The sequence below is a fragment of the Phytopseudomonas seleniipraecipitans genome (assembly GCF_900102335.1).
Lineage (GTDB): Bacteria > Pseudomonadota > Gammaproteobacteria > Pseudomonadales > Pseudomonadaceae > Aquipseudomonas > Aquipseudomonas seleniipraecipitans.
Genome location: NZ_FNBM01000003.1, coordinates 198,581 through 223,003, shown reverse-complemented (window position 1 = coordinate 223,003; position 24,423 = coordinate 198,581). Strand labels below are relative to the sequence as shown.

The following is a 24,423-nucleotide window of genomic DNA, read 5'->3' as shown; positions in this document are numbered from 1 at the left end:
TGGAGCTGATGGTAGTGGGCGTGAAGCTTGAGGGTGGTGTGGTGAGAGCCGCCGGTATTATTCGGCGACAACCCCGGCGGCTATTATCCGCCCCTGACTCTGCAGCAAGAACCGTTGCCCCGGGCCTGCTGTTACGGGCGCTTCCGTGATCAAACGGATGGGCTTGGAGTCGCCGGGCTGTAAGGCCGGCTCGGCTTTGCCTCTGACCTGAACCGTTTGCCCGCCCAGCCAGATCGTTACCGGCTCGCCATTTCCCAGAACCATAGTGGCTGGGGACTCCGGCTTGCTCAGTAGATAAATGAAGCCTGCGATCTCGTTGTGCATCGTCGAATCGAGGTGTTCCGGTTCTCTGCGTGGCAATGCAGCGACCTTGCCGAGAGCGGCGTTCAGGCCTTGCTTGCCGATGAACAGCGGCACGGCGCTGCCATCGGTATCGTAGGCATCGAACAGCTCACGCATCTCGGTGATGACCTGCTGTATCAATGCCGATTGATTAACGGCCTCGGTGTTGACCAACAACATCGACAGCGAGGGAATCCTCGCCTGCCGCGCGATAATGATGTGTTCGCGCGTGACTTGCATCGGGCCGTTCGCTGCATCGACGACGAAAATGGCATGCCGGGCTTTGGCGATCATGTCAGCCACTTCCGCAGCGGATGCGTTTCGTGCGGGAGCGTCTGTATTCGGATAGCCGGCCAGCGTCAGCCTGGCCTCGTCTCCCAGCAGCACCACGTCGCTTGCCATGGCGAGGTGACTGCCAGTCAGCACAAGCATGATAAGCAGCAGCTTCAGTCGCACGATGAACTTTCCCTGTGGATCAACTTGGCAGGCTTCATCCGACGGATCTGCCCAGCGAGCTCGCGGCGGATGATCGAGTGCCCTGAGCGTGTGTTTCTTATCCGAGCTATGACGAACAGCTGATTTCCAGATGCTTGCCCCAATCTGGCGGCCGCAGCGCATAGCGCTCCTTGCCGGCCTGTTGCTCGAAGGGGCGGCTCAGCACTTCGTGCAGTTCGCGCACCGGCGCGTAGTCGCCCCGTTCGGCGGCTGCGATGGCTTCCTGGGCGAGGTAGTTGCGTAGCACGTAGAGCGGGTTGACGGCGTGCATGCGCGCCTGGCGGGCGGCCTGATCGCTGCCCTCGCGGTTGCTGCGGGCCAGGTAGTCGGCGCCCCAGGCGTCGAAGCCCTGGAGGTCGACGAAGTCGTTGCGTACTACCTGCAGTGCATCGGCTGGCGCCTGCTCGCCGAGATGGCGGAAGAACAGGTGGTAGTCCGTGGATTTGCCTGCCTGCATCAATGTCAGCAGACGCTGGATCAGTTCTTCGTCGCCGTCCTCGGCGGTGGTGAAGCCCAGGCGCTTGCGCATCAGGTCGTCGTAGTGCGCCTGGTACAGCGGCAGGAACAGCTCGAGGATTTCCTTCAGCTTGTCGACCTCGATCAGCGGCGTCAGCGCCTGGGCCAGCGCCGAGAGATTCCAGTGGGCAATGGGCACCTGATTGCTGAAGCTGTAGCGGCCGGTGTCGTCGGAGTGATTACAGATGTGGTTGGCATCGAAGTCGTCGAGGAAGGCGTAGGGGCCGAAGTCGAACGTGATGCCGAGGATCGACATGTTGTCGGTGTTCATCACGCCGTGACAGAAACCGTAGGCCTGCCAGCGGGCGATCAACTCGGCATTACGCTCCAGCACGCTGCGAAACAGCGCCTCGTAAGGCTGCGGCTGTTGCAGGCACTCGGGGTAATGGCAAGCCAGCACGTGATCGGCGAGTTGTTTCAGCTGATCGTGCTGGCGGGTGTAGTAGAAGTATTCAAAGCTGCCGAAGCGCACGTGGCTCTGCGCCAGACGTACCAGCATGGCCGCGGTTTCCTGCTTCTCACGCCATACCGGAGTGCTCGAGCCGGTGACGCACAGCGCCCGTGAGCTGGGAATGCCGAGGGCATGCAGCGCTTCGCTGGCAAGAAACTCGCGGATCGAACTGCGTAGCACCGCGCGGCCGTCGCCCATGCGCGAGTAGGGCGTCAGGCCGGCGCCCTTGAGGTGCAGATCCCAGTGCTCGCCCGCGTGGTTGAGTACTTCGCCGAGCAGCAGGCCGCGGCCGTCCCCCAGGCGTGGGCTGTAGCCGCCGAACTGATGGCCGGAATAAACCATGGCGCGCGGCTCGGCATCGCTCCACAGCTGGTTGCCGGAGAACAGGTCGGCGAATACCTCGCGTTGCGCTTCCTGTGGGTCGAGGTCGAGCAGCGCCAGGGCGTCCTGGCTGACTACCACCAGGCGCGGCTCGGCGATAGGCTCGGGTAGCACTTCGGTTGAGAAGCTGTCGCCCAGCCTGGCAAAGCGGTTGTCGAAAGTCAGCGTGTCGAGGGTTTTCACGGTTTGGCCTCACCATCTTTGTCAGCGGCCGCTAGCTGCGCCTCGTCGAGTTTCAGCGTGTCGTGCGGCGCGCTGGCGCGGCTCAGCACGATATCCATCTTCGGCGTGCCGGACAGGTTGATGTCGTTGTCGGCGAACAGTTGATCGACGCGCCGATTGAGTTCGTCGGTGGCTGCGCCGCGGTCGCCGAGTTCCTTCACGTAGAACTTCAATTCATGGGTCAGGCCGCTGGGCGTGTACAGGCTCAACTGGGCTGTCGGCGCCGGATCGCGCATGACGCGTGAGTTTTCCTGGGCGGCCTGCAGAAGCAGGTCACGAACCTTCTCCAGGTCCGAGCCGCGGTTGACCACGAAGGTCAGCACGATACGGGTCACCGTATCGGTCAGCGTCCAGTTGATCAACTGGCTGGTGACGAAGGTCTTGTTCGGCACGATCACTTCCTTGCGATCACTGTCGATGATGTGCGTGGCGCGGATGTGGATGCGCTTAACCGTGCCAGTCACTGTGCCGATGGTCACCAGATCGCCGATACGCACGGGGCGCTCGAAGAGGATGATCAGCCCGGAAATGAAGTTGGCAAAAATCTCCTGCATGCCGAAACCAATCCCCACGGACAACGCAGCAACCAGCCACTGCAGCTTGTTCCAGCTCACCCCAAGGGTCGACAGCGTGACCACGATGCCGGTGCCGAATATCACGTAGGACAGCAACGTGGTGGTGGCGTAGGCGCTGCCCTGGGCCAGACGCAGGCGCGACAGCACCAGAACCTCGAGCAAGCCAGGCAGGTTGCGACCGAGAATCAGGGTGAATGCGGCGATGATCAGTGCATACAAGGCGTCGAGCAGGGTGATAGGGATCAGCGAGGCGGCGCTGCCGACTACGCTGCTGCTGTTGTACTCGTAGAGGGTGATGTTATCGAGGTAGGCGAACACTGAAATCAGATCGGCCCACACCCAATACATCGCGGCAATGAAGCTGCCCAGCAGGGCCAGGCGAATCAGTCGCAACGACTGCTGATTGACCTGCTCGATATCCAGCGTCGGCGCTTCCAGCTGAATCTCTGTGCCTTCACTGTTTTCTGCCGTCTGCGCCGCGCGCTGTGCGGTGGCGCGCTGGTAGGCAAGGCGCCGCGCTGCCACGGCCAGGCCGCGCACGAACACTGCCTCCACCACCAGCCACACGAGCAGCAGGTACAGGGTGTCGATGAGCCGGTCACTCAGCTTCAACGCGGTGTAGTAGTAGCCAAAGCACACGGCCAGGAACAGGCCCAGCGGCAGCATGCTGAACAGCACGCCGATGAACATGCGAAAGGTCGAGGCGTTTTCGCGGGCAGGGCCGCGCAGCAGCAGCTTTTGCAGTAGCCAGATCATCAGGCCGTAGCACGTCAGCACCACGGCAATACCGATCACGTCATCGGACAGGCTAGAGGGTTGGTGCTCGGCCACCGTGACCACAGCCACCAGCGCGACTACCACCACGCCCAGCCAGCGAATTTGCCGGTGCAGGTAAGCCACATGGGCGCGGGCCCAATGGAAGTGCAGTTCGGCTACGCCGCCCGGCGTGAAGATGCGGTACACGGTGTAGAACACCAGCCACGCCTGAGCCATGCCGAGAAACGCCGAACCGAGGTTGACGTTGAGCCCGCGCGCATCCATCTGCAGGGCGAAGCCGCACAGCGCCAGAAACAGCGTGCCGGGCAGTGCCAGCAGTACGTTGAGGAAAATCGCCATCGGCGTGTGCAGCTGGCTGTCACGCTTGAAGTGGCCTATGTCCTTGTGCAGGTCGGCGAGCTTGTGGCTCAGGTAGCGGCGGTTATAGAGCACCAGGCCGATTACCAGTAGCAGCGGCAGGAACAGCAGCGGGCGTTCCGTCAGGCCGGCGCCGAGTTGGCTGAGGTTGTCGAGCCACGGCAGATCGGCTATCTGCCGCTGCAGTTGGTTTGGGACGTTCTTGAACCAGTCGAGATTGAGCGGGTTGTTGCTGGGAATCCAGAACATCTGCTCGTCAAGGGTGGCGCGCAGCGCGGTGGATGTGTCCTGCAACTGTTTCTGGTTGAGCTGCAGGGTGATCGATTCGTTGAGCAGCGCATTCAGCTCGCGGTTGAGGCTGTCGTGCAACGCGCGCCGGGTATCGATCAGGTCCATCAGCGCTTTGCGCAGCTCCGGCGTCACGCTTTCCGGCGCCTCGGCGGCCAGCTGCTTGTCTACATAGGCGCCCGGGTTGGAAATCTGCTCACGCTGTTGGTTGAGCTCGAACTGGTACAGACGGATGTCGGCGATTTCGTCGGCCAGGCCGTTGTCGAGCTTGAGTTTGGGCAGCGCCTGTTTCTGTTTATAGAGGATTTTCGACAGCAGCAGGCTGCCTTGCAGTACGCTGATTTGCTCGTCGAGGGCTTGATCGGTCTGGTTCAACGCATCGAGCTGCTGCTGGGTGCGCAGGTTGAGCTGGGTCAGCTCGTTGAGGCGATCGGTACCGCGCAGCAGGTAGTCGGACAGCTTGAGATTGAGCGCGCTCTCGCGCGACAGCAGGGTGTCGGAGTCGCCGGCCTTCTTGGCCTCGATGGACTGTTCTTCGACGGTGCGCTGGGACTGGTCGCGACGCTTGTCGTTGATCAGCGTCTGCAGCTCCTGCAGCTCGGTATCGAGGCGCTTGATCTGCTCATCGAGCAGGTCGCGCTGAGCAGTGCCCAGGTCCTGCAGCACGCTGTTGCCCGCCATTTCCTGGCGACGCAATTGCGTCTGTGCGCCGAGCTGGGCCAGCTCGGCCTTGAGCTGATTGCTGCGTTCGGTGCTCAGCCGCTTGCCGTCTTCGCGGCCATTCTTGAGCAGGTTGTTGATCTGCTGGGTGCGTGTCTGGTTGCTGCTGATCTCCGCCTGAGCGCGCTCGGGGCGGGTCTGCGCGGTGATGACCAGGGTGTTGGCATCGTTGATCTGTTTTTGCCACTCGCTCAACTGCGCGCTGCGATCGCTGAGGATCTGCTCAAGCTGCGCAACGCTGCTGTTGGCGTAGCGCTGGGCCACCGGCACGATCTTGCTGGCCTTGAGCTTTTCCAGCTCGCGCTGTGCGTCCTGAGTCTGGCGCGGCGCTTGCGCCAGCTGCTTCTCCAGAGCGGCGAGCTTCTGCTGGCTTTCCGCCTGAGCGGTGAGGGAGGCCAGGGTCTTTTCGAGCATCTGGCGGACCTGCGACTGCTCCGGCTCCACCAGCTTGCGTTCGGCAAGCGTGTCGAGGCTGCGCTGTACCTCTGCGCTGGTCGGGTTGGCATCGGCCCAGGCGGGCGCCTGTGCAAGGCACAGGCCGAGAAGGGATAGGGCGAGAAAACGACGGAGAGAGCGCATGGTCATTGTCGTGGGGAGCGTCCGGCTGAGTCTACAGGCCGCCCCCTACCGCGCCTAGCGACCGGTCAAAGAAGCAGCGTCGGCCCCGGGGTGGCGCCTTCCGGGAATCTGACGCCGATCTTGCGGATCTTGTTCCCGTCCATCTCGGCGACGGTCCAGGTCAGGCCGCGCCACTCGATCTGATCACCAATGACGGTTTCGCCGCCAATCAGGTGGCTCATGAAGTCGGCCAGCGACAGACCGTGGTCTTTTTCGTCCACCGGCAGGCCATAGAGCGCCGCAACTGCGTCGAGCTGGGCATCGCCCTCGAGCACGAAATCGCCGAAGAACCTCAGGTCCTTGCTGCGTTGGGGCGCCTGGCTGAAGAGGTTGCCGAGCGCTTTGAGGTTGTGCTCGTGGCCGATTACGCACAGCAAGTCGCCTGCTTCCAGCCGGGTGCTACCGGACGGGTGCAACAACTGATGGTCGCGAAACAGCGCAGCAACGCGCGTGTCCTTGGGCATATTCAGCTCGCGCAGCGGCGCACCGATACACCATTTTTCGGCGCCCAGGCGGTAAATGAACATCTCCCACTGGCTGGTCTTGTGAATCATCAAGCCGCTGCGCGAAATAGGCGAGGGTAGCGGTGGCACCTCTACCTTGGCCTTGCGCGCTGCCCAACCCAGCGAGGTGCCTTGCAGCAGCAGCGAAACCAAGACGATGAAGAACGCGACATTGAAGAACAGCTGGGCGTTCTCCAGGCCGGCCATCAATGGGAACACCGCGAGAATCACCGGCACGGCACCGCGCAGGCCGATCCAGGAGATGAATAGCCGCTCGCGCAGATGGAATGCCCTGAACGGCAGCAGGCCAATGAACACCGAAAGAGGCCGCGCAAAGAGGATCATCCACAGCGACAGCGCCAGGGCCGGTATGGCGATTGGCAGCAGGTCGCTTGGCGTGAGCAGCAGGCCGAGCACCAGGAACATGCCGATCTGGCTCAGCCAGGCCAGGCCATCGAACATGTGCAGGATGCCATTGCGGTTCTGGATCGGCTTATTGCCCAGCAGCAGGCCGCACACGTACACGGCAAGAATACCGCTGCCGCCCAGGTAGCCGGACAGGGCGTAAATGAAAATACCGCCGCTGACGGCCAGGAGTGGATACAGGCCATCGGCAATGGTCAGACGATTGATCAGTTGCAGGAGCAACCAGCCGCCGGCGAGGCCGAGCACGATGCCCAGGCCGAACTGCCAGACCAGATCGGTCAGCAGCCCCCAGCTGAAGCTGGTCTGCCCGCTGGCGAGCATGGCGATCAACGACACGGTGAGGAACATGGCCATCGGGTCGTTACTGCCCGATTCGATCTCCAGCGTGGAGCCGACACGTTCGTTGAGCCCCTTGCCATTGAGCAGGTTGAACACCACAGCAGCGTCGGTCGAACCGACGATCGCGCCGATCAGCAGGCCCTCGATGAGCGTCAGGTTGAACAGCCAGGCTGCCGCTAGACCGGTAAGGCCTGCGGTAATCGCGACGCCGACGGTCGCCAGCGATAATGCCGGCCACAGCGCCACCCGGAATGTGGCCTTGCGCGTGCGCATGCCGCCATCGAGCAGAATCACCGCCAGCGCCAGGTTACTGACCAAGTAGGCGAGCGAGTAATCGTTGAACACGATGCCGCCGATGCCATCGACGCCGGCGACCATGCCCACCGCCAGGAAAATCACCAGAATCGGAACGCCAAGACGCGCAGAAAAGGAGCTGACGGCGATGCTGGCGCCCACCATCAAGGCACCAATCAAGAACAGGCTGTTAACGGTGGTGCTTTCCAACGGCATCTCGCATCAGTCAGTTTAAGTCGAACCCGATACTATCGTGACAGGGCGCGCGGGTGTCAATAATAGGTGTCGCCAAACATTGGCGCCATGCCGTTTACAGGGCTGTGCTGGGCTGTTTCCACCCGAGTCGGCATCGCGTGGATGACCTTGAAAGCGCTTCGCGGCACGAATGTACGCATGATCAGCTGGCAGAGCGTGGCGCAGGGAAAAGGCCCGCGCGACGTTAGGGCACCGTTTGCGGTGCCCAAGGGTGATCAGCGAACGGTGAGTGTCAGGTCAATACGCTTGAGCCACTCGGCTTCGCTCTCGAAGTCGGCGTGGGTCAGTGGGTTGGCGGCCAGCCAGCCGTCAGGAAATTCGATCGCCAGGCTGCTGGTGCCCGCTTTCAGTCGCACGGCCGGCATGTTCTGGCTGCCACGAATGTGATGGAACAGGATGGCGAAGCGCAGCAGCACGCACAGACGAACCAGCTTTACCCCGTCATCGCCGAAGTCGATGAGCTTGTCCTTGGGAATGTTGCGGCGGTGGCCGCGCACCAGCAGGGCAAGCATCTGCTGATCCTGGCGCGAGAAGCCGGCAAGATCCGAATGCTCGATCAGGTAGGCGCCGTGCTTGTGGTACTGGTAGTGAGCGATGTCCAGGCCGACCTCATGCACCTTGGCGGCCCAGCTGAGCAACTCACGGTGCCAGTCTTCGGTCAGCTCCCAGTCCTTGGCAACCTTATCCAGCGCAGACAGCGCCTTGGCCTCGACGCGGGCGGCTTGTTCCTGATCGACGTGGTAGCGCTCCATGAAGGCCGACAGCGTGCGCTCGCGGACGTCCTCATGCTGGTGGCGGCCAAGCAGGTCATAGAGTACGCCTTCGCGCAGTGCACCCTCTGAGTGGCTCATGCGATTGAGCTCGCAGGCATCGAAAATGGCTTCGAGAATTGCCAGGCCGGCCGGGAAGATCGGGCGGCGATCCGGTTTGAGGCCATCGAGTTCAAGGCGCTCGACATCGCCGTACTTGAATACCTTGCGCTTCAGCCAGGCCAGGCCTTCGCTGGTGACTTCACCATTGGTGCTCAGCCCGGCGGATTGAATCGCCAGGCCGATCGCCTTGATGGTGCCCGAGGCGCCGACGGCATCTTGCCAGCCGAGGCGGTTCAAGCCGTGCTCGATGCCCATGATTTCCAGGCGCGCGGCGGTATACGCCTGGGCGTAGCGGGCCGGGGTGATCTTGCCGTCCTTGAAGTAACGCTGGGTGTAACTCACGCAGCCCATTTGCAGGCTTTCGCGCAGCAACGGCTCGAAGCGCTGACCGATGATGAACTCGGTGCTGCCCCCGCCGATATCGGCGACCAGGCGCTTGCCGGGCGTGTCGGCGATGGTGTGGGAAACCCCGAGGTAGATCAGGCGTGCTTCTTCGCGCCCGGAAATGACTTCCACCTGATGGCCCAGCAATGCTTCTGCGCGGCGGATGAATTCGGCGCGGTTACGCGCTTCGCGCAGGGCGTTGGTACCGACGATGCGTACGGCGCCCTGGGGCAGGCTGTTGGTCAGTTGCGCAAAGCGCCTCAGGCAGTCGAGACCGCGCTGCATGGCCTCTTCACTGAGCTGGCGCTGCTCGTCGATGCCCGCTGCCAGCTGCACCTTGTCTCCCAGCCGTTCAAGAATGCGGATCTCACCGTGATCGGCTTTGGCCAATACCATGTGAAAGCTGTTGGAGCCCAGGTCGATGGCGGCGACCAGGGGGAAGGACTCGGCATGGGAATGCGGCATGATCAGTCAATCTCGAGGCAGAACCCCGTCATCGTGCCACGATAGGGCGCTGGCGCCAACGCATAACGCCGTGGCAGGGCAGCTGAATCAGGTCGGCAGAGGGTCGTGCCTGGGGCCGGCGAGCCGTCTGCCAGCGGTGTTTTCCATCGGTGCCGTCGATAGGCGATATAGCTACGCTCAATGGGCAGCGCCTTCCTGTGTCAGGCTAGCCGGGCTATGATGGTCGCCACTTTTATCGTTATGCCTGTGAACACGGAGACTTCCCATGAGTGAATTCATCACCAACGTCAGCGATGCCAGCTTCGACCAGGATGTCATCCAGGCAGAAGGCCCGGTACTGGTCGACTACTGGGCTGAGTGGTGCGGCCCGTGCAAGATGATCGCCCCGGTTCTGGATGAAATTTCCAAGGAATATCAGGGCAAGCTGAAGATCTGCAAACTGAACATCGACGAAAACCAGGACACCCCGCCGAAGTATGGCGTGCGTGGCATCCCGACACTGATGCTGTTCAAGAACGGCAGCGTAGAGGCCACCAAAGTTGGCGCGCTGTCCAAGTCGCAGCTGGCTGCCTTCATCGACGCCAACATCTAAAAGCGTCCTAAAGGCCCCGTAGACAGCGGGGCTTTTTTCTGTCTAAAGGCTAGACGCATTCGTAAAGCCGATGTTACATTCGGGCCGTTGCTTTTCCTAAGTGACCCCCTGCACGCCGCTGCCGACGCATTCCTAATCGAACATTCGACAATAAAGCGGGCGCCTGTCGCCTATCTGCGCTGCGGCCTCTCAAGCTCAATGCTTACCATCCCCTCCTTATACGATTACGTCATTCCTATATGAATCTGACTGAACTCAAGCAAAAGCCGATTACCGAACTGCTCGAACTGGCCGAACAGATGGGCATAGAAAATATGGCCCGTTCGCGCAAGCAGGACGTGATCTTCTCCCTGCTGAAAAAGCATGCGAAAAGCGGCGAGGAAATCTCTGGTGATGGCGTGCTGGAGATTCTCCAGGACGGCTTCGGCTTCCTCCGCTCTGCAGACGCCTCCTATCTCGCCGGCCCAGACGATATCTACGTCTCGCCTAGCCAGATCCGTCGCTTCAACTTGCGCACCGGTGACACCATCGTTGGCAAGATCCGCCCTCCAAAGGAAGGCGAGCGTTATTTCGCGTTGCTCAAGGTCGATACGATCAACTTTGATCGTCCCGAGAATGCGAAGAACAAGATTCTGTTCGAAAACCTGACACCGCTGTTCCCGAACAAGCGCCTGACCATGGAAGCCGGCAACGGCTCCACCGAGGACATCACCGGCCGTGTGATCGACCTCTGTGCGCCGATCGGCAAGGGCCAGCGTGGCTTGATCGTCGCACCGCCGAAAGCCGGTAAGACCATCATGCTGCAGAACATCGCAGCGAACATTGCGCGTAACAATCCCGAGTGCCACCTAATCGTTCTGCTGATCGACGAGCGCCCGGAAGAAGTGACCGAAATGCAGCGCACCGTGCGCGGTGAAGTGGTTGCCTCGACCTTCGACGAGCCACCAACCCGTCACGTGCAGGTTGCCGAGATGGTGATCGAGAAGGCCAAGCGCCTGGTCGAGCACAAGAAGGATGTAGTCATCCTGCTCGACTCCATCACCCGTCTGGCGCGTGCCTACAACACCGTGATCCCGAGCTCCGGCAAGGTACTGACCGGTGGTGTCGACGCCCACGCTCTCGAGAAGCCGAAACGCTTCTTCGGTGCCGCGCGTAACATCGAAGAAGGCGGTTCGCTGACCATCATCGCTACCGCGCTGGTCGAAACCGGCTCGAAGATGGACGAAGTGATCTACGAAGAATTCAAGGGTACCGGCAACATGGAACTGCCCCTGGATCGTCGTATCGCCGAGAAGCGCGTATTCCCGGCCATCAACATCAACCGCGCCGGTACCCGTCGCGAAGAGTTGCTGACCGCCGAAGACGAGCTGCAGCGCATGTGGATTCTGCGCAAGCTGCTGCACCCGATGGACGAGATCGCCGCTATCGAGTTCCTCATCGACAAGCTGAAAGCGACCAAAACCAACGACGAGTTCTTCATGTCCATGAAGCGCAAGTAACGTCTGGTGGCACGACAAAAGCCGGGGAAACCCGGCTTTTGTCTGTCTGTCGTATTGCAAGACCGACTTCGGCGCTAAACTTTGCGCCCCGATTCGAGAGGCTCCAGCATGCAGTATCGCGATCTACGCGACTTTATCCGCGGCCTGGAACAGCGCGGCGAGCTCAAGCGTATTCAGGCGCCCGTGTCGCCAATCCTGGAAATGACCGAGATTTGCGACCGCACCCTGCGCAAGGGCGGCCCGGCGCTGCTGTTCGAGAACCCCACTGGGCACAGCGTGCCGGTACTTGGCAACCTGTTCGGCACGCCCAAACGCGTGGCGCTGGGCATGGGTGCCGAGGAGGTCTCGGAGCTGCGCGAAATCGGCAAGCTGCTGGCGTTCCTCAAGGAACCCGAGCCGCCGAAGGGGCTGAAGGACGCCTGGAACAAGCTGCCGATCTTCAAGAAGGTCATCAGCATGGCGCCCAAGGTGCTCAAGGACGCGCCCTGCCATGAGGTGATCGAGGAGGGCGATGACGTCGACCTTGCCAAACTGCCTATTCAGCATTGCTGGCCAGGCGATGTGGCGCCGCTTATCACTTGGGGCCTGACGATCACCAAGGGGCCGAACAAGGAGCGCCAGAACCTCGGTATCTACCGCCAGCAAGTCATCGGTCGTAACAAGGTGATCATGCGCTGGCTCAGCCACCGTGGCGGTGCGCTGGATTATCGCGAGTGGTGCGAGAAGCACCCAGGCAAGCCGTATCCCGTCTGCGTAGCCCTGGGCGCTGACCCGGCGACCATTCTCGGTGCGGTGACACCGGTGCCCGATACGCTGTCGGAGTACGCATTCGCCGGCCTGTTGCGTGGCCATCGCACCGAGCTGGTCAAGGCCATCGGCAGTGACCTGCAGGTGCCGGCCAGCGCTGAAATCGTCCTCGAAGGCGTTATCCATCCAGGCGAGACCGCGCCGGAAGGGCCCTATGGCGATCACACCGGTTACTACAACGAGGTCGACACCTTTCCGGTGTTCACCATCGAGCGCATCACCCGGCGCCGCGACCCGATCTACCACTCCACGTACACCGGCCGTCCGCCCGATGAGCCGGCGATTCTCGGCGTGGCGCTGAACGAAGTGTTCGTGCCGATCTTGCAGAAGCAGTTCCCCGAGATCACCGACTTCTACCTACCGCCGGAAGGCTGCTCTTACCGCATGGCGGTGGTGACGATGAAGAAGCAGTACCCCGGCCATGCCAAGCGCGTCATGCTCGGTGTATGGTCCTTTCTGCGACAGTTCATGTACACCAAGTTCGTTATCGTCACCGACGACGACATCAATGCCCGCGACTGGAACGACGTGATCTGGGCCATCACCACGCGCATGGATCCCAAACGCGACACGGTGATGATCGAAAACACGCCGATCGACTACCTGGATTTCGCGTCGCCGATCTCCGGCCTTGGTTCGAAGATGGGCCTCGACGCTACCCACAAGTGGCCAGGCGAAACCAGCCGCGAATGGGGGCGGGCGATCGTCAAGGATGAGGCGGTCACGCGCCGTGTGGATGAAATCTGGAGCCAGTTGGGAATCGATTGATGAAAGTCACCTTGCAACCGTCAGGCGCCGTTCTTGACGTCGATGCGGGCGAACGCATCCTCGATGCGGCCCGCCGTCTGGGCTACACCTGCCCGCAAAGCTGTCGCAACGGCAACTGCCATGTGTGCATGGCATTGCTGGTCGAAGGGCGCGTGCGCCAGGACGGCGCGGAGCTTGATCATGGTGAGCTGTACACCTGCATCGCCGAACCGCTGGAAGACTGCGTGCTGCATTGGGATGGTGTATTGGTGCCGGGCGAGCTGGCGGTGCGGAGTGTGAGCTGCCAGGTGCTGGAATGCATCGACGCTGGCGGCGATGTCTGGCGAGTGCGCCTGCGCGCCCCGGCCGGCAAGCCGCCGCGCTACCACGCCGGGCAGTATCTGATGATCGAGCGCCAGGATGGTGAGAAGTCGGCGTTTTCGCTGGCCTCGGCGCCGCAGGATGGCCGCGATCTGGAGCTGCATATCCTTGGCCGTGAAGCGAGCGCTCTCAGCCTGCTGAAGCAGTTGCGCGAGCAAGGCATGGCGCGGGTGCAGTTGCCATTTGGTGATGCGCACCTGGCTGACCTGCCGGACGGGCCGCTGGTGCTGATCGCCGCGGGCACCGGCATGGCGCAGATGCACAGCCTGATCGAGGAATGCCGCGCTCGCGGCTTCGCGCATCCGGTCCATCTGTATTGGGGAGCTCGGCGACCCGACGACTTCTACAGCCTGCCGCACTGGGAAGAATGGCAGGCGTTGCCTAACTTGTTCTTGCACCAAGTGGTCAGCGATCAGTGTGGCTGGAAGGGCCGTTGCGGTTTGCTGCACGAAGCCATTCGCGAAGATTTCGCGGATCTGCGCCCACTGCATGTGTATGCCAGCGGCTCGCCAAACATGGTCTACGCCACGCTGGACGCCTTGGTCGAAGCGGGCATGGACGCTCACCAGATGCGCGCCGACGTGTTCGCATACGCGCCGAGAACCTGAGCCCTGAATACCGGCAGCAGACAGCGCCAACCGTGAACTCACGTCAGTCACGTTAGCGCGTGGCGTTGACGACTGTCTGAATGGCTCGTTCGTAGCGTCCATCGCAGCAGTAGCGCTTGCAACGGCAGTTCCTGGGCTACCTGCCTGCAATTAGGCCAAGCGGCGGAGCGGCGTGCATGATCCCAGGCGGTTAAGCGGGCTCATGCACGCTTCTGACCGTGATAGCGCTGCAATCGCCCGCTGGTCAGCGCTGCCTAGTCGACAACCTGCACAACCAGCTTGCCGACTGCCTTGCGCTGTGCGAGCGCATCGATGGCTGCACCGCCGTTCGCCAAGGCGAATGTTTCCGAAACCAGCGGTTTGAGTTTGCCGGCGGCATGCCAAGCGAAGAGCTGTGCAAAGTTGGCGGCGTTATCGGCGGGGTGGCGTTGGGCAAACGAGCCCCAGAACACGCCAACTACCGCGGCGCCCTTGAGCAGCATCAGATTGACCGGCAGCTCAGGGATACGTCCGCTGGCGAAGCCGACGACCAGCAGGCGGCCGTTCCAGGCAATGCTGCGCGCGGCCTGGTCGAACAGGTCGCCACCGACCGGGTCGTAGATCACGTCGGCACCCTGACCATTGGTCAAGCGCTTCACTTCGTCTTTAAGGCTTTGCGTGCTGTAGTCGATGAGCTCATCGGCGCCCGCCTGTTTCGCCACGTCCAGCTTGGCAGCGCTGCTTGCTGCGGCGATCACTCGGGCGCCCATGGCTTTGCCGATCTCAACGGCAGCCAGGCCGACGCCGCCAGAGGCACCCAATACCAACAAGGTTTCCCCAGGCTGCAGGTCAGCGCGCTGGCTGAGCGCATGCATCGAGGTGCCATAGGTCATCCCGAATGCCGCGGCGTTGATGAAGTCCATGCTGTCCGGCATGGACAAAACGTTGTAGGCGGGCACCGCGACCTGCTCGGCGAAGCCGCCCCAGCCGGTCAGCGCCATGACCCGCGCGCCGACTTGCAGGTGGCTGACCTTTTCGCCCACTGCGCTGACTACGCCGGCCACTTCTCCGCCCGGTGCGAACGGGAAGGGTGGCTTGAACTGATATTTGCCTTCAATGATCAGCGTGTCAGGGAAATTCACCCCGGCGGCATGGACGTCGATCAGCACCTCGTTGGCTTTGGGGTGCGGGTTGTCAGTCTCCTCCAGTATCAGGGTGTCGGCGGGGCCGAAGGCCTTGCAGAGCAGCGCTTTCATGATGGTCACCTCCTGTTTCATGCAGTCTAGGAGCGGCAGCGGTCGGGTCAATCAGCATCGGCGCCTCTGATGGGTGCCCATAACCATTGGGATCGGCCGCAGGCGTTGCTATGCTTGCCGGCAGTTCAATGGAGATCGCCCGTGAAAACCTTCCTGACCCTGTTGCTCGCCTGTGCGTTGTCGTTGCCTGCCTTCGCCAATGAAGAAGAAAAAAAGGAAGGCGAGGGCGCCGCGCCCCAAGTGATCTATCACAGCCTGACGCCCGCGCTGGTCGGCAACTTCGGGGCCGGGCCGAAGCTCAAGTATTACAAGGCCGACGTTGCCCTGCGCGTCACCGGCGCCGAGGCCGAAGCCAAGGTCACTCACCATGAACCGCTGATTCGTAATCAATTGGTGATGCTGTTTTCCCAGCAGACCGAGGAAAACCTGGCCACCCCGGATGCTAAGGAAAAGCTGCGCCAGGAAGCGCTCAAGCAGGTGCAACAGGTGCTCAGCGATGAAGAGGGCCAGCCGCTGGTCGAGGACCTGCTGTTCAACAACCTGATTCTGCAGGGCTGATCACCTCAGCAGCAGAATCGCAGTCCACTGCGCTTCGCTGACGGGCATCACCGAAAGCCGGCTACCCTTCTGCACCAGCGGTAGCTCCTGCAGCGCGCCCTGAGCTTTCAATTCCGCCAGTTCTATAACCTGTGGGAAGGCCTCGACGAATGCCACGTCGATGGCCGTCCAGGGGTTCTTTTCGGCACTCGCCTTGGCATCGAAATAGTGGCTCTTGGCGTCCAGTGCCGCTGGGTCCGGGTACGGGCTGCCTTCGATGCGGGCAATGCCGGCTACGCCTGGCTGCGGGCAACTCGAGTGATAAAACAGAAACTGATCGCCTTCCTGCATGCTGCGGATGAAGTTGCGCGCCTGGTAATTGCGCACACCGTCCCAGCGCGTCTTGCCCAGGCGCTGCAGGTCATGGATGGAGAGTTCGTCGGGTTCGGATTTCATCAGCCAGTAGGGCATGAACTTTGCTCTCGGATCGGGCGGTGAACGTAGCCGACAGCGCGGTTACGCAGCGATATTCGATGAATAATACCTTGTTAGGCCCGGACGAGAGAGCCGGAAGGGGGCGATACATGAGGCGCAAACCGGATCTGTTGTGGGTGCTGGTGGTGGTGTTCAGCCTGGGGATGGTGACTACCGGTTATACGCAAAGTCAGTGGCAAAGCGGTTCCGCTACATCCGCTGTGGCCGAGACGGACATTTCCGCGCGCTAATACCAACCCTGGTCGGTCACCGTGCCGTCCAGCGGAATATCCCAGCTGGCCATACTCAACCGGTCGACCTGCTGGCAGTCGTGAGCCAGACCGAGCAGTGTCGGTTTGTGCCAATTCTTGCGCCGCGCCCGGTAGCTCAGGCTACGGTCATAGAAACCGCCACCCATGCCGAGTCGCCCGCCATGGCTATCGAAGCCCACCAGCGGCAGCAGAATCAGGTCGAGCGCCCATACCTTGCGCTGACGCTTGCTGTCGCGGCGCGGCTCGGGAATGCCAAAGCGATTGCGGGCGAGCTTTTCGTGCGCATCGATACGCTGGAACACCATGCTGGTGCGCGGCCATGACTTAAGCACGGGCAGGTAGACCTGCTTGCCATGAGCATGTGCTGCTGCGATCAGCAGATGCGGATCGATTTCCCCATCATTGGCCAGGTACAGCGCGACATGCCGGGCGCGGCGAAACAGTGGATGCTGAGCCAACTGGCGATACAGCGCCAAAGCGGCTCGCCGTTGCGCCATGGCAGGCAGGTTGCGACGCTGCTGGCGCAAGGTGCGACGCAGCTGGCTGCGCGTAAGGTCGCTGGCATCGATCATGGGTGAGCGGCAACCTGGGAAGGAGTAGCCGCACGGCGGTGCATGTAGGAATCGCGGGCAATAAAAAACCCGTTGCCAGCCGAAGCCAGCAACGGGCTATAAATTGTGACTCCCCAGCATGCCGCTGTCGGTTTAGCCCTTGAACCCGAAAGTTCAAGGTGGAGGTTGCAGGAAACCTTAAGGCTTTCCGTCAAGCGGACATGCACACCGGCCTCAACTGACAACCCCCGGGGTTGTGCGTATCGGCTCAGGGACACCACCGACTGGCGCACACTCCAGGGAGCTGCGGCCAGTATAACGCAAACTGACGACCGTTGGTCAGACGCCGCGGCCATCTGCATCATCGACCAGGGCATTGTCGACACGGCCCAACAGGTCACGCACATGATCACGCGTCGCAGTGGCCTGCTGATCAAGGTGCTGCTGCTTGTGCAGCAGGTCGTGGGTGATGTTCAGGGCGGCCATCACCGCAACGCGGTCGGCACCAATGACTTTGCCGGCGCTGCGAATCTCGCGCATTTTGCCGTCCAGGTAGCGGGCGGCGCTCTGCAGGTTGCTGCGCTCATCCGCAGGGCAAGCGATGCAATATTCTTTGTCCAGAATCTGGACGGTAACGGTATTCGATTGGGTCATGAGTCCTGCTCCAGGGCTTTGAGGCGCGAAATCATCGATTCGACCTTGTGCCGAGCCATTTCGTTCTTTTCGATCAGATGAGCGCGTTCTTCACGCCACGCCTGCTCGCTTTCCAGCAGGAGACGGTTTTGCGCCTTGAGTCGCTCGACCCGCTGGATCAGCAGCTCCAGCTTGGCCGTCAGGGCTTGTAGATCGGCGTCTTCCATTGGCTCTCGCTTTGGCAGGGTTGTCCGGACTGTATAGGCGCGAGGTCAGCAGTGGTCAAACCCGCTGATGGTCTTGGCGCGCCTGCCGGTGCTAGGATACAAGGCCTCTATTCTAGTGATTGCGCCTCTTGGCGCCTAGTGATCAATGCCGACTTCCAGTTCTCCCTACGCTGCATTCGCCACCCTGCTCGCCAGTGGCGGCTCTTCCGTTTCCCCCGCCGAATTGCACGGCCTGTTGTTGGGCCGCAGCTGCGCTGGCGCAGGCTTCGAGGCTGGCCCCTGGCTGGTCGATGCCACTGAGCTGCTGGGCAGCGAGCCGCCGGAAAATGTCCGTCAGGCGCTGATCGGCCTGCAGGAGATGGTGTGCGGCGAATTGACCGGTGATGATGTCACCGTGGTGCTGCTGTTGCCCTCCGACGATGCGCCGCTGGCCGAACGTGCTGCCGCGCTGGGGCAGTGGTGTCAGGGTTTCCTTGGCGGTTTCGGGCTGACTTCCGGGGACGCCGCTCTGAGCGCCGAAGCCATGGAAGTGCTGCAGGATCTGTCTGCCATTGCCCAGGTGCAAAATGCCCTGGACGAATCCGAGGACGGCGAGAACGATTACATGGAGGTCACCGAGTACCTGCGTGTGGCGCCCCTGCTGTTGTTCGCCGAGTGCAACAAACCGGTGGCTCCTGCGCCGAAGCCGTCGCTGCACTGATACCACCTCCATTCGACTGACCGGAACCCAGCGTGCCCATGACCAGCATCTCCAAAGCGGAATACGCCCGTCGCCGCAAGGCGCTGATGGCGTTGATGGAACCCAACAGCATCGCCATTCTGCCGGCGGCCCCGGTGTTCATCCGCAACCGTGATGTCGAGCACGTCTATCGCCAGGACAGCGACTTTCAGTACCTGTCCGGCTTTCCCGAGCCCGAGGCGGTGATCGCCCTGATTCCCGGTCGCGAGCATGGCGAATACGTACTGTTCTGCCGTGAGCGTGATCCCGAGCGCGAGTTGTGGGATGGTCTGCGCGCCGGTCAGGAAGGCGCCATCAGCCGCTACGGTGCGGACGATGCCTTTCCCATCGGCGATATCGACGACATCCTGCCGGGGCTGATCGAGGGGCGTGAGCGCGTCTACTACGCGGTGGGCACCAACCCGGAATTCGACCGCCACCTGATGGAGTGGGTCAACGTGATCCGCTCCAAGGCTCGCCAGGGCGCCACGCCGCCAAAAGAGTTCGTGGCGCTGAACCACTTCCTGCATGACCTGCGGCTTTACAAATCGGCCGGTGAAGTGAAAGTGATGCGCGAGGCTGCGCAGATTTCCGCCCGTGCCCACGTGCGTGCGATGCAGGCAAGCCGCGCCGGGCTGTACGAATATCACCTCGAAGCCGAGCTGGATTACGAGTTTCGCAAGGGTGGCTCGAAGATGCCGGCCTACGGCTCCATCGTCGCGGCGGGCAAGAATGCCTGCATCCTGCATTACCGCGAGAATGATGCCCTGCTCAAGGACGGCGACGTGGTGCTGATCGACGCCGGCTGCGAGATTGACTGCTATGCCAGCGACATCACCCGCACCTTTCCGGTCAGCGGTACGTTCACGGCCGAACAGAAGGCCATCTACGAGATCGTCCTGGCGGCCAACATGGAGGCATTCAAGTACATCGCTCCTGGGCGGCACTGGAATGAAGCCCACGAAGCAACTGTGCGGGTGATCACCGCTGGCCTGGTCGAGCTGGGTCTGCTCAAGGGCAACGTCGACGAGCTGATCGCCGCCGAAGCCTACAAGCCGTTTTACATGCACCGCGCCGGGCACTGGCTGGGCATGGACGTTCACGATGTCGGCGAGTACAAGGTCGGCGGTGAGTGGCGCGTGCTCGAAGTCGGCATGGCGATGACCGTCGAACCGGGCATCTACATTGCGGTAGACAACCAGAACGTTGCCAAAAAATGGCGCGGTATCGGCATCCGTATCGAGGACGATGTGGTGGTGACCAAGACCGGCTGCGAAATTCTCACCGGCGACGTGCCCAAGACCGTCGCCGAGATCGAGGCGTTGATGGCCGCTGCCCGTACCCAGGTCGCCTGACGCCATGCTTCGGGTCGATCTGGCGATTATCGGTGGTGGGCTGGTCGGTGCCAGCCTGGCGCTGGCGCTGCAGCCCGAGGCGCGCAAACGCGGCTGGCGCATTGCGTTGATCGAGCCGTTCGCGCCCGGTGAAGCCTACCAGCCAAGTTACGACGCCCGCTCCACGGCGCTGTCCTACGGCTCGCGATTGATCTACGAAAGCCTCGGCGTGTGGTCGGCGATTGCCGAGCGGGCAACGGCCATCGAGCAGATCCATGTGTCCGATCGCGGGCGCTTCGCTGCCGCGCGGTTGAGTGCCGACGAGGAGGACGTTCCGGCCCTCGGTTACGTGGTGGAAAACGCCTGGCTCGGCCAATGCCTGTGGCAAGCGCTGGATGCCGAGGTGATCCAGTGGCGCTGTCCGGCGCAGGTGGAGCGCATGGAAGCACTGCCGGATGGCTACCGCCTGACCCTTGATGATGAGACCCTGATCGACTGTTCATTGGCCGTGCTGGCCGATGGTGGACGTTCTTCACTGCGCGAGCAGCTGGGCATCACGGTAAACCAGCGGCCTTATGGCCAGACCGCGCTGATTGCCAACATCACCCCGGCGCTTGCCCATGGCGGCGAGGCCTTCGAGCGGTTCACCGAGTCCGGCCCGCTGGCGCTGCTGCCGCTTTCCGACAATCGCTGCGCGTTGGTGTGGACCCACCCGAGCCGCGATATCGAGCGGTTGCTGCACCTCGACGAGCGCGCCTTCCTCGCTGAATTGCAAGCAGCTTTCGGCTATCGCCTGGGGGCGCTTCGCCAGGTCGGCGCGCGCGTGCCGTATCCCCTGGTGTTGGTCGAGGCGGCCGAACAGGTGCGCGCCAATCTGGTGGTACTCGGCAATGCGGCCCACAGCCTGCATCCGATCGCCGGGCAGGGCTTCAACCTGTCGCTGCGCGATGTGCGCGCCCTGGCCGATACCCTGCTGGCAAGCGCCGCGCCGCTCGGTGATCTGGCCACGCTGCAGCGCTATGCCGCCGCGCAGGCCGGTGATCAGGCTGTCACAGTCGGCTTCTCGGATCAGGTGACCCGCTTGTTCAGCACCGACCAGCCGCTGCTTGCTGCTGGTCGCAACCTCGGCTTGCTCGGCCTGGAACTGTTGCCGCCGGCCAAGCGCTGGTTCGCGCGTCAGGCAATGGGTATGGGCACTCGCGGTACGCCGCAATGAATGCTCGCCGGCTGGCACGCAAGGCGCGCCTGCTGCGCTGGGTCATGAACGTCTACCCGCCCTATCTGGGCGCCGGCGTTTGGATCCGCCGCATCGCCTCGGACTTTCGCCAGGTCGAGGTGAAAATGACACTGCGCTGGTACAACCGCAATTACGTGGGCACCCAGTTCGGCGGCAGCCTGTATTCGATGACCGATCCGTTTTATATGCTGATGCTGATGGAGAACCTTGGTCGCGATTACGTGGTCTGGGACAAGGCCGCCAGCATTGATTTCATCGCACCGGGCCGCGGCCCGGTGTATGCGTCGTTCGCTATCGACCAGGCTTTTATCGATGACGTCCGGCAGTGCACGGCGGCGGGACGCAAATACCTGCCGGAGCTGCAGGTGGAAGTGCGTGACGGCGAGGGCGCCTTGGTGGCGCGGGTACACAAGACGCTTTACGTGCGGCGCAAACCGCGCCTGCAGCAGGCAGCCTGAGGAAATGGACGAGATGCGTGCAGACCTGATCATCGTCGGTGCCGGAATGGTTGGCAGCGCCCTGGCGCTTGCCTTGCGCCAGCAGGGGTTGGAGTGCCTGCTGGTGGACGGCGGGTCGCTGCAGGCCGAGCCATTTGACGCCGCTTCCGCCTACGAGCCCCGGGTCAGCGCCCTGTCGATGGCCAGTCAGCGCATTCTCGAGCGCCTCGGCGCCTGGCCTGGCGTGCTGGCGCGGCGCAGCTGCCCCTACCGCGACATGTACGTCTGGGACGGCAGCGGCACCGGCAACATCCATTTCAGCGCAGCCAGCGTGCATGCCGATACCCTTGGACATATCGTCGAAAACCGTGTGGTGCAGGATGCGTTGCTCGAACGTCTGCATGACAGCGACGTGGCCCTGCTTGCCACCGCGCGGCTGGAGCGGCTGCGCCATTCCGGTGATGAGTGGCTGCTGACCCTCGCCGATGGCCGAGAGCTGCGCACGCCGCTGGTGGTGGCCGCCGACGGCGCCAATTCTGCAGTGCGCCGTCTGGCCGGCTGCGAAACACGCGAGTGGGACTACCTGCACCATGCCATCGTCACCAGCGTGCGCTGCGCCGCTGCACACCAGGCCACTGCCTGGCAGCGCTTTACCGACGACGGCCCGCTGGCCTTTCTGCCGCTGGGCGAGCGCAACGGCGAACATTGGTGCTCGATCGTCTGGTCGACCACGCCGGAGCAAGCCAGCGAACTGATGGCGCTCTCCGATGAGGCGTTCTGCAGCGCTCTCGGGCAGGCATTCGAGCACCGCCTCGGTGAGGTTTTGCAGGCGGATCGCCGGCTGTGCATTCCGCTGCGGCAGCGCCATGCCAAGCGTTATGTGGAGCCCGGGCTGGCACTGATCGGTGACGCCGCTCATACCATTCACCCGCTGGCGGGGCAGGGCGTCAACCTGGGTTTCCTCGACGCAGCGGTACTCGCCGAGGTGCTGGGGCAAGCCGCCGGTCGCGGTGAACGCCTGGCCGACGAGCGCGTGCTGAGTCGCTACGAGCGCCGCCGCATGCCGCACAACCTGGCGATGATGGCGGCGATGGAAGGCTTCCAACGGCTGTTCCAGAGTGACTCGCTGACGTTGCGCTTGTTGCGCAACACTGGCTTGGGGCTGGTCGATGGCCTGGATGAGGCCAAAGCGCTGTTCGTGCGCCAGGCGTTGGGTCTGAGCGGTGATCTGCCGGAGCTGGCCAAGGCCCGCTAAGCATCCTGGGGATTCTCATCCCTTGCGTGACGTTGATTACTGCATGACAATGCGATGCATTATCATCTTTAGTCGCTGGTGCTGCCATGTCCGGCCCGGATCATTCCGAGTTGCATCTTCTCTACGTAGAACACAGCGGCTGGCTCAAGGGCTGGCTGCGGGCTCGCCTGGGCAATGCCAGCGATGCTGCCGACCTGGCTCAGGACACCTTCCTGCGGATGCTCAGTGCCCGTGACGTGCAGGCCATTCGCGAGCCGCGCACCTACCTGAGCGCCATTGCCCGCGCGCTGATGATCGACAAGTTCCGTCGCCAGGCCGTCGAGCAGGCCTATCTCGATGTGCTGGCACTGCGTCCGGAGCCGATGGACATTTCGCCGGAAACCCGTCTGCTGATCCTCGAAACCCTCACTGCGGTCGACGCCATGCTCGACGGTCTTGGCGAGCGCACGCGGCGGATCTTTCTGGCGGTGCAGCTGGAAGGGCTCAGCTATGTCGCCACCGGCGAGCGCCTGGGCGTGTCGGTGACCACGGTGAAGAAGCACATGATCCGCGCCATGACCCATTGCCTGTTGCTGATGGAAGACTGAGCCATGGATCGCCAGACCCTGGAAGCGGCCGCCACCTGGTACGTGCAGCTCAACGCCACGCCGCCGAGCGAAGCCGAGTGCAAGGCGCACCGTGAGTGGCTGGCGCAGCACCCCCGGCATCGCCAGGCCTGGGCGCGGGTGGAGCGCTTGCAGCATCAGCTCGGCGGCTTGCCTGCCGATGTCGCGCTACCGGCGCTGGACGGCGTGCGGGCGCGCCGGCGTGTGGTGCTGAAGACGCTGGGCTTGCTGCTCGCCTCCGGGGCGGCGGGCTGGGCGTCCTTCGACCTCGCACCTAAGCAGGGCTGGCTTGCCGATCAGCGCACGGCTACCGGCGAGCGCCGCCACCTGCAACTGAGCGATGGCAGCGTGCTCGATCTGAATACCGCGACGGCAGTGGATATCCGTTTCGACGCCAACCTGCGGCAATTGCAGCTGCATCGCGGCGAGATACTCGTGCGTACCGCTGCCGATCCGGCTGGACGGCCCTTCGTGGTGCATACCGCGCAGGGCAGCGTACGCGCGCTGGGGACGTGTTTCAGCGTGCGCTGCGAGGGCGACAGCACTCAGGTTGCGGTGCTGGAGGATGCGGTCGAGGTACGTGCCGCCCGGCAGCCCAATCGGGCGGTGCGCATCGGCGCCAATCAACGGGTCGCTGTCGAGGCCGCTGCTGTCGGTACGCCCGACACATTGCCGCCGGGAGCGGGTGCCTGGGCCCAGGGCATGCTGACGGTGATCGACTGGCGTCTAGATGCCTTCATCGCCGAGTTGGCGCGCTACCGTCCCGGTTATCTGAAGTGTGCTGATGCGGTGGCTGGTCTGCGCCTGTCTGGCGCTTTTCGGGTCGACGACACGGACATCATTCTGGAAAACCTGGGCGCCTCGTTGCCCATTCGGGTGCGTTACCTGAGTCGCTATTGGGCGCGTATCGAGCCTGCCTGAACGGTTTTGCAAAAAAACAGCTATTGGGGGTTGCCGATTTTCATTCTCATTCGGCCAAGCACATGAAGCGGTT

The 24,423-nt window shown here is 62.5% G+C and carries 23 protein-coding genes and 1 other RNA gene; 13 read left to right on the top strand and 11 right to left on the bottom strand.

What is annotated here, in order from left to right; all coding sequences use genetic code 11:
- Nucleotides 1-57 precede the first annotated feature (57 nt).
- From BLS60_RS08660 to ppx, 5 genes are all read right to left on the bottom strand, one after another.
- The gene (locus BLS60_RS08660; RefSeq protein ID WP_092366952.1) at nt 58-798 is read right to left on the bottom strand and encodes a GTP-binding protein; all 741 of its coding nucleotides are present in this window, start codon (nt 796-798) and stop codon (nt 58-60) included.
- A 106-nt stretch (nt 799-904) separates the two neighbouring features.
- Entirely contained in the window at nt 905-2,368 is a 1,464-nt protein-coding gene (gene selO, locus BLS60_RS08655) for a protein adenylyltransferase SelO (RefSeq protein WP_092366950.1), read from the bottom strand.
- Complete coding sequence (gene mscK / locus BLS60_RS08650) at nt 2,365-5,703, bottom strand: mechanosensitive channel MscK (RefSeq protein WP_083328581.1); 3,339 nt, start codon at nt 5,701-5,703, stop codon at nt 2,365-2,367. Before mscK ends, selO begins: the two co-directional genes overlap by 4 nt.
- Before the next feature lie 65 nt (nt 5,704-5,768).
- Nucleotides 5,769-7,520: a potassium/proton antiporter gene (locus BLS60_RS08645; RefSeq protein ID WP_420848444.1), complete on the bottom strand. Its 1,752-nt coding sequence runs from the start codon at nt 7,518-7,520 to the stop codon at nt 5,769-5,771.
- 254 nt (nt 7,521-7,774) lie between these two features.
- Nucleotides 7,775-9,280, bottom strand: coding sequence for an exopolyphosphatase (gene ppx, locus BLS60_RS08640; RefSeq protein ID WP_092366948.1), 1,506 nt, complete (start codon nt 9,278-9,280; stop codon nt 7,775-7,777).
- Between the two features lie 265 nt (nt 9,281-9,545).
- On the opposite strand from ppx, the gene trxA reads away from it, so the two are divergent.
- From trxA to BLS60_RS08620, 4 genes are all read left to right on the top strand, one after another.
- Nucleotides 9,546-9,872 (top strand): thioredoxin TrxA, encoded by a 327-nt coding sequence (gene trxA / locus BLS60_RS08635; RefSeq protein ID WP_070880189.1) that lies wholly within the window; start codon nt 9,546-9,548, stop codon nt 9,870-9,872.
- A 239-nt stretch (nt 9,873-10,111) separates the two neighbouring features.
- Nucleotides 10,112-11,371, top strand: a complete 1,260-nt coding sequence (gene rho / locus BLS60_RS08630) for a transcription termination factor Rho (RefSeq protein WP_042552300.1) — start codon at nt 10,112-10,114, stop codon at nt 11,369-11,371.
- Between the two features lie 108 nt (nt 11,372-11,479).
- On the top strand, nt 11,480-12,946 hold the full coding sequence (gene ubiD / locus BLS60_RS08625; RefSeq protein WP_070880188.1) for a 4-hydroxy-3-polyprenylbenzoate decarboxylase: 1,467 nt from the start codon (nt 11,480-11,482) through the stop codon (nt 12,944-12,946).
- Nucleotides 12,946-13,914, top strand: coding sequence for a CDP-6-deoxy-delta-3,4-glucoseen reductase (locus BLS60_RS08620; protein ID WP_092366945.1), 969 nt, complete (start codon nt 12,946-12,948; stop codon nt 13,912-13,914). The genes ubiD and BLS60_RS08620 overlap by 1 nt, the downstream gene beginning before the upstream one ends.
- A gap of 254 nt (nt 13,915-14,168) precedes the next feature.
- Here the strand turns inward: BLS60_RS08620 and BLS60_RS08615 are convergent, their stop codons facing one another.
- Nucleotides 14,169-15,149 carry an NADPH:quinone oxidoreductase family protein gene (locus BLS60_RS08615; RefSeq protein ID WP_092366942.1) on the bottom strand — a complete coding sequence of 327 codons (981 nt, stop codon included), beginning with the start codon at nt 15,147-15,149 and terminating at the stop codon, nt 14,169-14,171.
- Between the two features lie 141 nt (nt 15,150-15,290).
- Here BLS60_RS08615 and BLS60_RS08610 point away from each other — a divergent pair, with 141 nt between their 5' ends.
- Complete coding sequence (locus tag BLS60_RS08610) at nt 15,291-15,707, top strand: flagellar basal body-associated protein FliL (protein ID WP_070880186.1); 417 nt, start codon at nt 15,291-15,293, stop codon at nt 15,705-15,707.
- Here BLS60_RS08610 and BLS60_RS08605 read toward each other — a convergent pair whose 3' ends face one another.
- Nucleotides 15,708-16,157, bottom strand: a complete 450-nt coding sequence (locus BLS60_RS08605; protein ID WP_070880185.1) for an EVE domain-containing protein — start codon at nt 16,155-16,157, stop codon at nt 15,708-15,710.
- 113 nt (nt 16,158-16,270) lie between these two features.
- Here BLS60_RS08605 and BLS60_RS21475 point away from each other — a divergent pair, with 113 nt between their 5' ends.
- A complete protein-coding gene (locus BLS60_RS21475) occupies nt 16,271-16,411 on the top strand; it encodes a hypothetical protein (protein WP_164090891.1) in 141 nt (46 codons plus the stop codon).
- Here the strand turns inward: BLS60_RS21475 and BLS60_RS08600 are convergent.
- The 4 genes from BLS60_RS08600 to BLS60_RS08585 all read right to left on the bottom strand — a co-directional run bounded on the left by BLS60_RS08600 (nt 16,408) and on the right by BLS60_RS08585 (nt 17,843).
- On the bottom strand, nt 16,408-17,004 hold the full coding sequence (locus BLS60_RS08600) for a 5-formyltetrahydrofolate cyclo-ligase (protein ID WP_092366940.1): 597 nt from the start codon (nt 17,002-17,004) through the stop codon (nt 16,408-16,410). The genes BLS60_RS21475 and BLS60_RS08600 overlap by 4 nt on opposite strands.
- 106 nt (nt 17,005-17,110) lie before the next feature.
- Nucleotides 17,111-17,289: non-coding RNA, 6S RNA (gene ssrS, locus BLS60_RS08595), on the bottom strand.
- Nucleotides 17,290-17,322: 33 nt separating this feature from the next.
- A complete protein-coding gene (locus tag BLS60_RS08590; RefSeq protein ID WP_070880183.1) occupies nt 17,323-17,637 on the bottom strand; it encodes a cell division protein ZapA in 315 nt (104 codons plus the stop codon).
- Nucleotides 17,634-17,843, bottom strand: a complete 210-nt coding sequence (locus BLS60_RS08585) for a TIGR02449 family protein (protein WP_027908823.1) — start codon at nt 17,841-17,843, stop codon at nt 17,634-17,636. The genes BLS60_RS08590 and BLS60_RS08585 overlap by 4 nt, the downstream gene beginning before the upstream one ends.
- Nucleotides 17,844-17,988: 145 nt before the next feature.
- Here BLS60_RS08585 and BLS60_RS08580 point away from each other — a divergent pair, with 145 nt between their 5' ends.
- From BLS60_RS08580 to BLS60_RS08550, 7 genes are all read left to right on the top strand, one after another.
- Nucleotides 17,989-18,543: a YecA/YgfB family protein gene (locus BLS60_RS08580; RefSeq protein WP_092366935.1), complete on the top strand. Its 555-nt coding sequence runs from the start codon at nt 17,989-17,991 to the stop codon at nt 18,541-18,543.
- Between the two features lie 38 nt (nt 18,544-18,581).
- The gene (pepP, locus tag BLS60_RS08575) at nt 18,582-19,916 is read left to right on the top strand and encodes a Xaa-Pro aminopeptidase (RefSeq protein WP_070880181.1); all 1,335 of its coding nucleotides are present in this window, start codon (nt 18,582-18,584) and stop codon (nt 19,914-19,916) included.
- Nucleotides 19,917-19,920: 4 nt separating this feature from the next.
- Nucleotides 19,921-21,111: a 2-octaprenyl-6-methoxyphenyl hydroxylase gene (gene ubiH / locus BLS60_RS08570; RefSeq protein WP_092366932.1), complete on the top strand. Its 1,191-nt coding sequence runs from the start codon at nt 19,921-19,923 to the stop codon at nt 21,109-21,111.
- Nucleotides 21,108-21,590, top strand: a complete 483-nt coding sequence (locus BLS60_RS08565; protein WP_092366930.1) for a DUF4442 domain-containing protein — start codon at nt 21,108-21,110, stop codon at nt 21,588-21,590. Before ubiH ends, BLS60_RS08565 begins: the two co-directional genes overlap by 4 nt.
- A 13-nt stretch (nt 21,591-21,603) precedes the next feature.
- Entirely contained in the window at nt 21,604-22,824 is a 1,221-nt protein-coding gene (locus tag BLS60_RS08560) for a 2-octaprenyl-3-methyl-6-methoxy-1,4-benzoquinol hydroxylase (protein ID WP_092367429.1), read from the top strand.
- A gap of 86 nt (nt 22,825-22,910) precedes the next feature.
- Complete coding sequence (locus BLS60_RS08555; protein ID WP_092366928.1) at nt 22,911-23,411, top strand: sigma-70 family RNA polymerase sigma factor; 501 nt, start codon at nt 22,911-22,913, stop codon at nt 23,409-23,411.
- Between the two features lie 3 nt (nt 23,412-23,414).
- On the top strand, nt 23,415-24,350 hold the full coding sequence (locus tag BLS60_RS08550; RefSeq protein ID WP_092366925.1) for a FecR domain-containing protein: 936 nt from the start codon (nt 23,415-23,417) through the stop codon (nt 24,348-24,350).
- Nucleotides 24,351-24,423 lie beyond the last annotated feature (73 nt).